The sequence below is a fragment of the Nocardia sp. NPDC060259 genome, from assembly GCF_042728775.1.
Taxonomy (GTDB): domain Bacteria; phylum Actinomycetota; class Actinomycetes; order Mycobacteriales; family Mycobacteriaceae; genus Nocardia.
Genome location: NZ_JBHXAY010000151.1, coordinates 1 through 12,482 on the forward strand (window position 1 = coordinate 1; position 12,482 = coordinate 12,482).

Consider the following 12,482-nt stretch of genomic DNA (forward strand, 5'->3'; position numbering starts at 1 on the left):
GGCGCCCTCCTGCGACTCCGCGCCCTCGTCGGGGTCACGGGCGCGGCCGCGGGCCCCACTTAGCCGCCGTACGTCGCCGTGGCGGGGTGCTCGCGCGACTGCGACATCCAGGTGTCCTATCCGGCCCGTGCCGCGTCGCGGGCGAGGATGCGCGCGCGTTGCTCTTCGAAGCGGACGACGTCGCGAGTGAGTTTCTCGAGGTACTCGGTGAGTTCTTCGCGGCTGCGCTCGCCGCGTGCGGTGAGATCGGTGCGCTGGAAGACGTTCCAGATCCGCAGGACCGGCAACACGACGTCGTCCAGGTGCTGACGCAGGTCGTAGATTCCGTGCTTGACCATCAACACGCCGTTGCGGCGCCAGTTCGGCATGCCGGTACCCGGCATGGCGAACGTCTTCACGATCTTGGTCACCGACTCCATCGTCTGGTCGGGAGCCACGTCGAAGGCGGCGCCGGTGACGTTGCGATAGAACATCATATGGAGATTCTCGTCGGCCGCGATGCGTTGCAGCATCCGTCCGGCGACCGGATCGTCGCAGACTCGCGCTGTGCTGCGATGGCTGACCCTGGTAGCCAACTCCTGGAATGTCACGTACGCGACCTGATCGAGCACCCCACCGAAGCCCTCCGGCGTGTGGACACCGCGGGTCAAATGCACCATACGGTCGTTCTCCAAGGCGACGGGATCGACGGCGCGGGTACAGACGAGGTAGTCACGCATGGCGATAGCGTGGCGGTTCTCCTCGGCGGTCCAGCGGCCGACCCAGGTGCCCCACGCACCGTCGCAAGAGAAGTTCTCAGCGATCACGCGGTGGTAGGAAGGCAAGTTGTCCTCGGTCAGCAGGTTCGTGATCATCGCGACTTTGGCGACCTCGGAGAGTTGTGACTGCTCAGGATCCCAATCTTCGCCACCCATCGCGGCGAAGTTGCGGCCCTCGTCCCAGGGAACGTAGTCGTGCGGACACCAGTCCTTGGCCGTGGCCACGTGCCGGTCGATATTGACCGCCACCACCGGCTCCAGCTCGGTCAGTAGTTCGAGTTGTGTCAAATCCTTTGCCATGCAGCGCCTTTCGAATCGGTGGTAATTGCCACGGAAAAATGGTGCTGTTCACGCATATCTGACTGTGCGGCCACGCCGCACCCACACCTTAGGCGGTGGTGAAACCGGTGGGCCTGATGGGGACTCTTACCGGAATCGCCATCTACGACAAGCCGATAACGATGATCGGCTGTCAAGGATGGTGCTTGATACGAGGTCAGGTCGATTGGGGGACCGACTGGTCGGCTGTGCCGTCCAGATCCGCGTCCGCACCCGAACCGCTTGTCAGTGTCGTGGCGTGCCCGCTCACGACCAAGCCGATCCCGACCAGTAGCACCGGGACGGCGGCGGCGAGGAAGGCCCAGCGGACACCGGCTGCGGCGAGGAAACCGAAGGCTGCCAGCGACAGTGGCGAGAGGACCGCCCTGGGTAGGTCGATCAGGCTGTTCACTCGGCCGAGCATCGTCTCCGGGGCGGTGGTCTGCACGAAGGTCGGCAGTGCGACGTCGGTCGAGTAGGCGACACCGAAACCCAGCAGGGCGAGCAGCACGACCGCGATCAGGTAGTGCGGGACGAACCCGAGCACCGCGAACGAACAGCCCTCGGCGATCGTCATGGCGACGATGAGCACGCCCCACCGCCGCGGGAGGCCGAACGCCGCGGCGGACAAGGCGCCGGCCAGCTGGCCAAACCCCCACGCGGACAGCATGGCGCCGAGCACGACGGAGCTGTTGGCGAAGTCCTGCGACAGCGTGGGCAGACCGACGCCGAACAATCCGCTGTAACTCAGCGTCGCGGCGCCGACCAGCAGCAGGATGATGCGGACCTCCACGCTGCGGCGGGCGTAGGCGAACCCGGAGGTTATCTCCCGCAGCACCGCCTTCGCGGAGAGCTGCTCGACCGATTCGGCCTGGCGGCGCGGCGCGGCCAGTACCGTCACCGCGCCGACCAGGAAGGTCAACGCGTTGAACGCGATCGCGATCGGCGCGCCGGCCAGCGCCATGAGCAGACCACCGAGCATCGGACCCGCCAGTCTGGCAGCCTGTTCACCGGCTCCGAGCAGCGCGTTCGCTCTCGGCAGGTCCTGCCTGCTCACCAGGCTGGGCAGGATGCTGGCGCCGGCCGGATGGAAGAACGCCTCGGCGGTCCCGATCACGATGCCGATCACGAGCAGGTGCCACAGGGTCATGGCGTCGGCGGCTGCCAGGACTGCCAGCACGGCCAGCACTGCGCCACGCACGAGGTGGCTGATCAGCATGATGGTGCGTGGCGAGAACCGGTCGGTGATCGCGCCGCCGATCAGCAGCAGGGCCCCGTGCGGGACGGTGACGGCGAGCATCACCACACCCAGCGCCGCGGGAGACCCGGTCACCGAGAGCACCAGCAACGCGAGCACGACCTCATAACTGGCGTCACCGACCATCGAGACGGTCTCCCCGCCCCACACCCACCGAAACGCCTTGCTCCGCAACGGACCCCGAGCCGCCATCACGATCTTCTCGCGTTCGCCACGCACCCGGCTTCGATCCCTGCGCCAGCTTGGACGGCGCTGTCGCGCAGGCGATCTCGATAAAATCGACAGACCTGTCGGGCGGCCTCACGGAATGGCATACGACGGGCGTAAGACATCACGTGATCATCGCCGCAACCCGTCGGTACCGCCAGATCATTTCCGTCGACCGCGGTGGCGAACGAACCTTGCCGGTGTGAGATCTTCGCGCTCAGCGCCGTCGTCTTGATCGGCGCACGGCTGATCGCCACATGACCATGAATTCGACTGGTTCCGTGCGGTCAGTAGACGGTGATGCGCAACGCGCGCATCTTCGCGTAGAGCGTGGTTCGCGAAATACCGAGTGCCTGCGCTGTTTTGACCTTGTTGCCCTCGAATCTGCGGAGTGCATCGACGATGACATCTCGTTCTGCGCGGTCGATCGGCATCAGTTGCCGGATCGGCTGCTGCGTGCGGTAGGCCTCGGGGAGGTCGGTGCGGACGACCGCGCCGGTGCGCCGGTGCCGGATGACTTCGGTGACGACCGCGCGCAGTTCGCGGAGGTTTCCGGGCCAGTTGTGCGCGGACAGCGCCGAGAGCGCGCCCGGCGTGAAGTACAGCGAGCTGTCCGCGCCCGCTTCGCGCACCATCGCCGCGACCAGGGCCGGAATCTCGCCGCGGCGGTTGCTCAGCGGGCCGAGTTCGATGCGGTCGGTGCATTCCGCGGCCAGCGCCGCGGCGCGGCCGGTGAGGGTTTCCACGGCTCCGGTGACCAGCACGACGCGTGGCACCTGCCGGTCGGCGACATGGGTGGCGACGAGATCGATCAGATCGTCGGGCAACAGGTCCAGTCCGTCGATGCAGACGGTTCCCTGCCGGGCGCGGATCAGTGCGGCGAAGTCGCGGGCGAACACGTCGCTGCCGTCGAGCAGGGCGTTGGCGGCGGTCAGGACGGTGACCGGTTGCTCGGTGGCGTGTTCGCGCGCGGTGCGCGAACGACCGGAACCCGGTGGGCCGGCGACCAGCAGCGGATCGCCGGGCTCGAGTGCTCGACGGGAGTAGGCGATGCTCGCCCGCTCGAGCGGTTCGACGTTGAGCAAGGTTCCCCCGGCCGGGCCGCCGACGCGGGTCGCTTCGACCCGCACGGCCAGCCCGGACTCCAGCGTCAGGTCGAAGATTGAGCTGCGGCGCACATCCGGTGCCATCATCCGCAGCAACGCGAAGTCGGTGGCGCCGAGCAGATCGGCGGCAGCCTGGTTGGACATGAGCAGGTCACGCCCGATGGCCAGTACCGCGCGGCGACGTGTGCCCGCGGCCTGGAACGCGGCGAGCAGTTCCTTGTCCGAGATGCGGGAACCGTCGAGCAGACGCTGCTCGATGTCGGCGACCGCGCGGGCGACCAGGGGCGGCAGCAGCGGGCTGGCTTCCTGGACAACCGCCGACAGGTCGAGCACACCCTCGATGCGCCGGGTGGTCGGGTGAAAGATGGGGTGTCCGTAGCAGCTCATGCGCCGCAGCGGAACGGCGAAGTGCTCGTCGCCGTTGACAGCGATGCTGGTGCGGGTTTCCAGAGCCACACCCGGCGCGGTGGTGCCGACCGCCTCTTCGAGCAGGGAGGCGCCCACGTCGACGCCGAGATCGTCGAAAACCTTGCGGGCGCTGCGGTTTCCGCACCATTGATGCGCGACGCGGCCTTCCCGGTCGACGACGATGGTGGTGAAGTTGGTGCCCTCCAGCCGATGGTTGAGGTCGTCGAGCACGACGGCGGCCGCGGCCATGAGCGGACTGGCTTCATCGATATCGACGTAGCTGATCGTGTCCAGCGCCGAGCCCGGCTCCAGTCCGGCCATCGTCGCCCGATGCCAGGACGCGGCGATCGGTTCCCGCTTGGCCACCACTCCACTCGCCTCGGATTGCATGCCCCAACCGTAGCAATGGTGACCGGGGTCACGATTGTCCAATTTCTGAACAGTCGCGGGAGCCCGGCGTTGCGAATGTGGTTCCCGTCACTCCAGATGGGGCGCATCACTGAGGATCAGGAGAACCCGCCATGAAGACCAAGGCCGCGGTCGTCTACCAGCCCGGCAAGCCGATCGAGATCGAAGAGCTCGAACTCGACAAGCCTCGCGCGGGAGAGGTACTCATCCGGTACCTCTACGGCGGGCTGTGCCATTCCGATGTTCATATCGCCCACGGTGACCTGGAAGCGCGGCTGCCGATGGTGCTGGGTCACGAGGGCGCGGGCATCATCGAAGAGGTCGGTCCCGGCGTGACCCGGGTGAAGCCCGGCGATCACGTGGTGTGCTCGTTCATTCCGAACTGCGGCACCTGTCGCTACTGCTCCAATGGTCAGCAATCCATCTGCGATATGGGTGCCACGATCCTCGAGGGCTATCTGCCCGGTGGCCGTTTCCCGCTGCGGGGACCGGCCGGTGAGTACGGCGCGATGTGCATGCTCGGCACGTTCAGCCAATACGGGGTGATCCACCAGAACTCCTGCGTCAAGGTCGACGACGACCTGCCGCTGGACAAGGCGGTGCTGGTGGGCTGCGGCGTGCCGAGCGGGTGGGGATCGGCGGTCAACACCGCCGAGGTCAAGCCCGGCGATGTCGTGGTCGTCTTCGGTATCGGCGGGCTCGGTATCAACGCGGTGCAGGGCGCGCGCTTCGCCGGCGCGCGCTATGTCGTCGCGGTCGACCCGCTGCACAACAAGCGCGAACGAGCCATCGAACTCGGCGCCACGCACGCTTTCGCCGACGCCGGTGACGCGCTGGCCACGATCAACGACCTGACTCGCGGGCAGGGCGCCGACGCCGCGATCCTGATCCCGGACCTGCTGACCGCGGAGATCGTGCGCGCGGGCTTCGATGCCGTGGGCAAGGGCGGCAAGGTCGTGCTGACCGGACTCAACAAGCTCGACGAGATCAATATCCAGCTCCCCGGATCGATCCTGACGCTGTTCCGGAAGGAACTGCGCGGCAGCCTCTTCGGCGACTGCAACCCGACCGTCGACATCCCCAAGATCCTCGGTCTCTACCAGAGCGGCGACCTGAAACTCGACGAGCTCATCACCCGTACCTACACCCTCGACCAGGTCAATCAGGGCTATGACGACCTGCTCAACGGCCAGAACATCCGCGGCGTGCTCGTGCACGACCACTCCTGATCCGAAAGGCACAACGATGACCGAAGTACTCGAGCCCACCACCGCCCCGGTGCTGCCACAGGTGCGTGACTGGCTGTCCACCCCGAAGCAGCTGTTCATCGGTGGCCGCTGGGTCGACGCGGCCTCGGGCCGCACGTTCCAGACCCGCGATCCGGCCACCGGGCAAGTGCTGACCGAGGTCGCCCACGCCGAAGCCGTCGATGTCGACCGCGCCGTGCGCGCGGCACGCGCCGCGTTCGAGGGCGAGTGGTCACTGTGGACACCGGCCCAGCGCCAGCGGCTGCTGTTCCGCGCCGGTGAGGCGATCTACGCCCATGCCGAGGAACTGGCCCAGCTGGAATCGCTCGACAACGGCAAGTCCGCCGGCGTCGCCCAGGCGGTCGATATCACTTGGGTCGCCGAGCTTTTCGAGTACTACGCGGGCTGGGCCACCAAGATCGAAGGCCGCACCATCCCGATCTCGGTGCCCTGGGCACCCGGGACCCAATGGCACGCCTACACCCTGCGCGAGCCGATCGGCGTGTGCGGGGCGATCGTGCCGTGGAACTTCCCGCTGCTCATGGCCGCGTTCAAGATTCCCGTCGCCCTGGCGACCGGCAACACCGTCGTCCTCAAGCCCGCCGAGGACACCCCGCTCACCGCCCTGCGCCTGGCCGAGATCCTGGCCGAGGTCGGGCTGCCCGACGGCGTGCTCAATGTCGTCACCGGCTACGGCGACGCCGGTGCCGCGCTGGCCGCGCACGACGATGTCGACAAGATCGCCTTCACCGGCTCGACCGAGGTGGGCAAGCTCATCGTCGACGCCGCCAAGGGCAATCTGAAGAAGGTCAGCCTCGAGCTCGGCGGCAAGAGCCCGCAGGTCGTCTTCGCCGACGCCGACCTGGACCTGGCGATCCCCGGCACCGCGTCAGGGTTCCTTTTCAACCAGGGCCAGACCTGCACCAGCGGCACCCGGCTCCTGGTGGAGGACAGAATCTTCGACGAATTCACCCAGGGCGTCGCCGAAGCCGCCGCAGCCGCCAAGATCGGCTCGGGCCTTGACCCGGCCACCGACGTCGGCCCGCTGGTGTCGCAGACCCAGCTCGACCGGGTCCTCGGCTACCTCGACGCCGGGTTGCGTTCCGGCGCACGGGCGCTGACCGGCGGGCGCCGCCACGGCGACAGTGGCTATTTCGTCGAGCCGACGGTGTTCGTCGATGTCGACTCCTCCTTCAGCGTGTACCGCGAGGAGATCTTCGGCCCGGTCGTGGTGGCGACCCCGTTCAACGCCGAGGAGGGCGTGGCCGCCGCGGCCAACGACACGCCCTACGGACTGGCCGCCTCGGTGTGGACCACCGATGTGTCCAAGGCCCATCGCACCGCCCGCCAGATCAAGGCGGGCACGGTATGGATCAACGCGCACAACGCCTTCGACGCCGCACTGCCCTTCGGCGGTTACAAGCAGTCCGGCTGGGGCCGCGAGCTGGGCGCCGCGGCGATCGAGGCCTACACCGAGCAGAAGACGATCAACACCTTCCTCGGCTGACCCCGCGCTCCGGCACCGATCGTCTCGATCGGTGCCGGAGCCGTCAGCGGGTGGCGATGATTGCCGAGCCGTGGCCGAAGAGGCCCTGGTTCACCGCGATACCCGCGCGCGCGTCGTCGACTTGGCGGCCCTCGGCCTGACCGCGCAACTGCCACGTCAGCTCGCAGACCTGGGCGATCGCCTGCGCGGGGATCGCCTCACCGAAACAGGCCAGCCCGCCGCTGGGGTTCACCGGGACCTGTCCGCCCAATGTCGTTGCGCCACTGCGCAACAGCTTCTCCGCGCCACCCTTCTCGCAGAGCCCGATGTCCTCGTACCAGTCCAGCTCCAGCGCGGTGGACAGGTCATAGACCTCGGCGAAGGACAGGTCGGTTGGCCCGAGCCCGGCCTCTTCGTAGGCGGCGTAGGCGACGGCGGAACGGAACTCGCGCGGCGGAACCTCGACGGCCACGGCGGAGTCGGTCGCGAAGTCCGGCAGATCGAGCACGGTTTTCGGGAACGTCGGCGTGACCGTCGACAGCGCTCGGATGCGGACCGGGTCGGTGACGCCGTGACGCCTCGCGTACTCCATCGATGTCAGCACCAGTGCGGCACCGCCGTCGCTGGTGGCGCAGATGTCGAGCAGGCGCAGCGGGTCGGAGACGACCGCCGAGGCGGCGACCTCCTCGGCCGACACCTCCTTGCGATAGCGGGCATACGGGTTGTTCAGGCCGTGGCGGGCATTCTTCACCTTGACCGCGGCGAAATCGTCGAGCGTGGCGCCGTGCAACGCCATGCGCCGGCGGGCATACAGCGCGAAATAGATGGGGTTCGTCGCGCCGAGCAGGTGGAAACGCAACCAGTCCGGATCGTCGCGGCGTTCGCCGCCGACGGGCTGGAAGAAGCCCTTCGGGGTGGTGTCGGCGCCGACCACCAGCGCCACGTCACACAACCCGGCCAGAATCTGGGCGCGTGCGTTGGCGATGGCCTGGGCACCGGAGGCGCAGGCGGCGTAGCTGCTCGAGATCCGCGCACCGGTCCAGCCGAGCGCCTGGGCGAATGTCGCGCCCGAGACGAATCCGGGGTATCCGTTGCGGATCGTGTCCGCGCCGGCGATGTAGCCGACGTCGCGGTGGTCCACCCCGGCATCGGCCAGTGCCGCGCGGGCCGCGACCAGCCCGTATTCGACGAAATTGCGCCCCCACTTGCCCCATTGGTGCATTCCGGCACCGAGGACTGCGATATCGCGATCACTGGTCTCGGTCATCGACCGGCCTCCACATCCACACCGTGTGTTCCGCTTCCTCGTCCTCGTACAGCACGCCGAGGGTCAGTTCGACCGGCATGCCGACGGCCAGGTCATCCACCGTCAGGCCACGGACCACCTGCCCGAGAATCACCATCTGCTCGACCTCGAGCTCCACGGCCGCGACGACATACGGCTCGAACGGATCCGGCGAGACATAGGGCGGGGGTGGCTTGTAGCGGGCGTCCGCGTACGACCAGATCCGGCCACGGGTGGAAAACAGGTACTCGACGAGCTCGGAGCCGTCCTTGGGACCTGTGCACTGCGGGTTCCGGCAGGCCAGCGCGTTGCGCGGGAAATACGGTGTGCCGCAGGCGGTACAGCGACTTCCCTGCAGACGCACCGTGCCATCGTCCGCGGTGAACCAGTCGGCCACGGCAGGGCGTTGTTCTTTCTGCACGAGCCCGACGGTATAGGAACACGTTCTACTTTGGGGCGGGAATCCGCTTCACGGGCACAGGGGCGCAGGTACGGTGAGACCGGATTGAGGATGCGATGACATCCTCGAGTCGAGCTGGAGTACCACAACGATGGGCACCGAAGTCATTGAACCGCAGTCGATCCGCAACGTCACGATCGTCGGTGACCCCGAGGAGACGACACGGGTTGTCCACCGGCTGACCCGCCGTTTTGCCGGGACCGGGTCCGGCACGGCGGCCACGGTCCAGTGGACGACAGACCGCGTCGATCACACGATTCGTCTCACCGAGCTGTCGAGCCACGCGCCCATCGCGACGCTGGAGCGGTCCATCCGGGTGGCCGATGGGGTGGTCGCGGTCATGAACGCCGCGGTCAAGCGCGCCCCCCGGCTCGAGACGATCCTGCGGGTTGCCGACGACCACCAGGTCGCACGGCTGTGCCTGGTGACCGGACTCGATCATCCCGCCGCTGACTTCGACCACTGCGTCCGCACGATCGCCGACACGCACGGGGCGGTGCCGTTGACGCTGCAGATCCCGTACGGCATCGGTACCGGGTTCGAAGGCGTCGTCGATCTGGTCCCGATGGGGGCGCTCGAACCGATGGGTGCCGAATTCTATGGCAGCCATTGGACAGTCGCCGAACAGCGGTATCGCAGCCTCGTGAACACGGTGATGGAACACCAGGACGGCGACCTCGGCCCGCGAGAGATCCCACCCGAACAGTTGTACGACCGCGTCCGCTGCCTCACCCACATTGGCGACGCCGCGCCCGTCCTGTGCGATCCGGCCCCGTGGAGTGACATCGCCCCGTTCCTGGACGCCATCATCCGATATCTGCCGTCTCCCCTGCACGTCTGTCAACCGGAGCACGCCCTCGACTATTGACGAAGGCTGCCCGCGTCGACTATCGGCCTATCGTGACCGGCCCAAACTCGCCAGTACCGCCAGCGCTGAGCGCTCACCTGAGGCAGCCGCGTCGGCCAGCGACGGCACATCGAGCTGGTAGTCGCCGGCGAGATAGATGTTTCCGAGCGGGTCGCGCAATGTGGGGAGCGTCTTGCGGCGGCCGGGCGCCCAGAACGGCACGACCCGGCGATGCCGACGCAGGATGCCCTCCCCCAGTTTTCCTTCCAGCTCGGGCAATACGCTGAGCAGGTCCTTCGCGAAACGCGACACGATCTCCTCATCGGGCAGGTCGAGCAGCGCGTCGGCCTTGCCGCCACCGGCGAAACAGGCCAGGGCACCGCCCGGCTTTCGGTCGCTGCCGGTGCGCAGCGCCGCGGCGTGGTTGAACACGGCCTGGAACGACAGCTGCGGCGCGGAGATGCCGAAGTACTTGTCCCATCGTTGCGGCCCGACTTCGTCGGTAAAGAAGCCGACCACTACGTAGCGGCCGTAGGTGATGTCGTTGAACGCGTTCCGGTACTGCTGCGGGAGGTCCGGGATGATCCGCTCGGTGATATCGGCGGGCGCGGTGACGATCGCGCGCTTCGCCCGCAACCGCCGGGGGCGGTCCCCGTCGAGATAGTCGACGATCACGCCGTCGCCGTCGCGGCGCACCGATTGCACCACCGAGTTCAGGCGGACGCGGGCGCCGAGATCCTCGGTCAGCACGTCGGTCAGTGTCTGGTTGCCGCCGGCGGGCAGCGAGAAGTTCGGAACCTTCTCCGGGTCGGTCAGCGCGATGCCGACCGAGTAGACGAACTGGGCGGCGGCAGTCTCGTCCAGGTCACATCCCATCCACTGCGCCGACCACGACCGGACGATGGTGGCGGCCAGTTCCGAGCGGACGCCGTTCAGCAGATACGACGCGAGCTTGGTCTCGAGCCGGGCACGCACCCGCTGGGCGAAACGGCTCTGCGACTCGAGGAACGGTGCGGCCGCGAGAATGCGCGTCCCGACGATGGCCAGGCCCAGCCGATCCATCATGCTCATCCGCGTGCGGAACATGAGCGCGAACGGATTCGAGGTGTCGACCGTCGAACCGTTCAGGTGCAGCGCGACGCTCTTGCCCGCGAGCGAGCCCATCTCGATGCCGTGCCGGTCGAGCGCGTCGATCAGTGTGCCGGTGCCCTCGGTGAACTGGGTGCCGACATTGATCCAGTAGTCGCCCTGCCGGACGGTGTCGACGCGTCCGCCCGTGCGATCGGTGGACTCGAGCACCACTACCTCGGCCTCGGGCGCGAGGGTGGTCGCCGCGGTCAACCCCGCCATTCCGGCGCCTACGACGACTACCTCGGTGGTTTCTTCCTGCACATCGTGCGTTGCCATTTCGGCTCCTAGCCTGTGGATCGTTCGAAGGGAAGTCCGGCGATTACGCCGTGACCGGGGCGTCACCGGCCACCGCTTGGGCGTCGACGCGCTTGTTGTGGTCGTCGAAAGCCCGGTAGGCGCGGTAGAACACGAACATCTGCAGGCCCCAGGTGGACAGCGCGAGGATGTAGAAGATCGTGTGCTCAGCGTCGTCGCCTGGGATGGGGACGAAGTCGTAGATCGCGGCGATGACAAAGGAGCAGGCGGCGGAGATGGCGGCCCACACCGCGTGCCCGCGCTCGCCGATCTCCCACAGCCGCTTGACGAAGTAGAGCAGGAAGATCGTGGTGAGCACGGTGACCACGATGAAGAAGATCTTGGCGGGGGTACCGAACGTCTCGGTGTAGCCGACGAGAGCGAAACCCACCACCGCGGCGAGAGCGAATGCACCGACGTCCACTGCCACGGACGGCTTGTACCGGTGGGTGACCGCCATCAGCCCGAGAACCAGGATCAGCGTGATACCCACGGACCGGGAAAAGGCATCCAGGAACGACGCGGCGAAGTACATCGGGCTGTCGTGGCCGGCCTTCAGGAGTCCGTAGATCAGGAAGTTCGTACCCGATGTCGCGACAATGATCCACTCGATGCCGAGCAGGTAGTTCTTGTAGTTCCGGATGAACTTGATCCCGTAGGTGAATCCCACGACGATCATCCAGATGTCCGCGACCGCGAAAAGCAGTTCCTTGATGGACATGATCTTCTCCTTGAAAAGGTGACACCCACCGGCGAGCGGCAATGGGTCGTTTCGTCAGCGCTGCCGAGAGGGGCGCGCGGGTAGCCCCGACATGAGTCGGGATGTGATGCCAGTCATAACGCTACCGCGAGTCAGTCATGTGATCAAGGCAAATGACCCACTAATTCGAAACGACCCGATCAGCAGATCAGCCCGCGAGGTGACCGGGCAGGGTCCGGGTGATGATCTGCTGCGCTTCGGCGAGGATCGTGTCGACCACGTCCGCGCAGCTGCCGACGTCGTGGATCAGGCCCTGAGCCTGGCTGGCCCACCACAGGCCACCGTTGACATCACCGCTGCCGTACACCTGCTCGCGGGCGCGGGCGCCGCTGGCCAGGTGGGCGATGTCGTCGAAGGTCGCGCCGGGCTCGCGGGAGACCGCGGCGATTTCCTCGGAGACCGCGTTGCGGGCGACGCGGGCGGAGTTGTGGAACTCACGGAACACGATGACGGTGTCGCGTTCGGTGTTGCCGACAATCTGCTGTTTGACGTTGTCGTGGATGGGCGCC

Annotated in this window: 10 protein-coding genes and 1 pseudogene; 3 read left to right on the forward strand and 8 right to left on the reverse strand. The window is 67.1% G+C overall.

The window, feature by feature from the left end; genetic code table 11:
* Window positions 1–116: 116 nt before the first annotated feature.
* The 3 genes from ACFWF2_RS31740 to ACFWF2_RS31750 form a co-directional block, all read right to left on the reverse strand.
* The gene (locus tag ACFWF2_RS31740) at window positions 117–1,058 is read right to left on the reverse strand and encodes an acyl-ACP desaturase (protein ID WP_379311180.1); all 942 of its coding nucleotides are present in this window, start codon (window positions 1,056–1,058) and stop codon (window positions 117–119) included.
* A gap of 196 nt (window positions 1,059–1,254) precedes the next feature.
* Window positions 1,255–2,619, reverse strand: coding sequence for an MFS transporter (locus ACFWF2_RS31745; RefSeq protein WP_379311188.1), 1,365 nt, complete (start codon window positions 2,617–2,619; stop codon window positions 1,255–1,257).
* Between the two features lie 209 nt (window positions 2,620–2,828).
* Window positions 2,829–4,445: a sigma-54-dependent Fis family transcriptional regulator gene (locus ACFWF2_RS31750; RefSeq protein WP_379311181.1), complete on the reverse strand. Its 1,617-nt coding sequence runs from the start codon at window positions 4,443–4,445 to the stop codon at window positions 2,829–2,831.
* Window positions 4,446–4,576: 131 nt separating this feature from the next.
* Between ACFWF2_RS31750 and ACFWF2_RS31755 the strand changes: the two genes are divergently transcribed.
* Together ACFWF2_RS31755 and ACFWF2_RS31760 are read left to right on the forward strand one after the other, a co-directional pair.
* Window positions 4,577–5,692 (forward strand): NDMA-dependent alcohol dehydrogenase, encoded by a 1,116-nt coding sequence (locus ACFWF2_RS31755; RefSeq protein ID WP_379311182.1) that lies wholly within the window; start codon window positions 4,577–4,579, stop codon window positions 5,690–5,692.
* Window positions 5,693–5,708: 16 nt separating this feature from the next.
* The gene (locus tag ACFWF2_RS31760; RefSeq protein WP_379311183.1) at window positions 5,709–7,217 is read left to right on the forward strand and encodes an aldehyde dehydrogenase family protein; all 1,509 of its coding nucleotides are present in this window, start codon (window positions 5,709–5,711) and stop codon (window positions 7,215–7,217) included.
* Window positions 7,218–7,260: 43 nt separating this feature from the next.
* Here the strand turns inward: ACFWF2_RS31760 and ACFWF2_RS31765 are convergent, their stop codons facing one another.
* A complete protein-coding gene (locus tag ACFWF2_RS31765) occupies window positions 7,261–8,463 on the reverse strand; it encodes a lipid-transfer protein (protein ID WP_379311184.1) in 1,203 nt (400 codons plus the stop codon).
* Window positions 8,447–8,878, reverse strand: a complete 432-nt coding sequence (locus tag ACFWF2_RS31770; RefSeq protein ID WP_379311189.1) for a Zn-ribbon domain-containing OB-fold protein — start codon at window positions 8,876–8,878, stop codon at window positions 8,447–8,449. Before ACFWF2_RS31770 ends, ACFWF2_RS31765 begins: the two co-directional genes overlap by 17 nt.
* A gap of 154 nt (window positions 8,879–9,032) precedes the next feature.
* Here ACFWF2_RS31770 and ACFWF2_RS31775 point away from each other — a divergent pair, with 154 nt between their 5' ends.
* Window positions 9,033–9,809, forward strand: coding sequence for a GTP-binding protein (locus ACFWF2_RS31775; RefSeq protein WP_379311185.1), 777 nt, complete (start codon window positions 9,033–9,035; stop codon window positions 9,807–9,809).
* Window positions 9,810–9,836: 27 nt separating this feature from the next.
* On the opposite strand, the gene ACFWF2_RS31780 is transcribed toward ACFWF2_RS31775, so the two are convergent.
* The 3 genes and pseudogenes from ACFWF2_RS31780 to ACFWF2_RS31790 all read right to left on the reverse strand — a co-directional run.
* Complete coding sequence (locus ACFWF2_RS31780) at window positions 9,837–11,195, reverse strand: flavin monoamine oxidase family protein (protein WP_379311186.1); 1,359 nt, start codon at window positions 11,193–11,195, stop codon at window positions 9,837–9,839.
* Window positions 11,196–11,238: 43 nt separating this feature from the next.
* Window positions 11,239–11,934, reverse strand: a complete 696-nt coding sequence (locus tag ACFWF2_RS31785; RefSeq protein ID WP_379311187.1) for a transporter — start codon at window positions 11,932–11,934, stop codon at window positions 11,239–11,241.
* Window positions 11,935–12,121: 187 nt separating this feature from the next.
* A pseudogene (locus tag ACFWF2_RS31790) lies at window positions 12,122–12,482 on the reverse strand (nitronate monooxygenase); the annotation flags it as partial.

Excerpts from the sequence above, each read along its gene's own strand:
- ACFWF2_RS31785 (WP_379311187.1), bottom strand. The coding sequence starts at position 11,934 with ATGTCCATCAAGGAACTGCTTTTCGCGGTCGCGGACATCTGGATGATC.
- ACFWF2_RS31740 (WP_379311180.1), bottom strand. The coding sequence starts at position 1,058 with ATGGCAAAGGATTTGACACAACTCGAACTACTGACCGAGCTGGAGCCG.
- ACFWF2_RS31760 (WP_379311183.1), top strand. The coding sequence starts at position 5,709 with ATGACCGAAGTACTCGAGCCCACCACCGCCCCGGTGCTGCCACAGGTG.
- ACFWF2_RS31775 (WP_379311185.1), top strand. The coding sequence starts at position 9,033 with ATGGGCACCGAAGTCATTGAACCGCAGTCGATCCGCAACGTCACGATC.
- ACFWF2_RS31755 (WP_379311182.1), top strand. The coding sequence starts at position 4,577 with ATGAAGACCAAGGCCGCGGTCGTCTACCAGCCCGGCAAGCCGATCGAG.
- ACFWF2_RS31780 (WP_379311186.1), bottom strand. The coding sequence starts at position 11,195 with ATGGCAACGCACGATGTGCAGGAAGAAACCACCGAGGTAGTCGTCGTA.
- ACFWF2_RS31765 (WP_379311184.1), bottom strand. The coding sequence starts at position 8,463 with ATGACCGAGACCAGTGATCGCGATATCGCAGTCCTCGGTGCCGGAATG.
- ACFWF2_RS31750 (WP_379311181.1), bottom strand. The coding sequence starts at position 4,445 with ATGCAATCCGAGGCGAGTGGAGTGGTGGCCAAGCGGGAACCGATCGCC.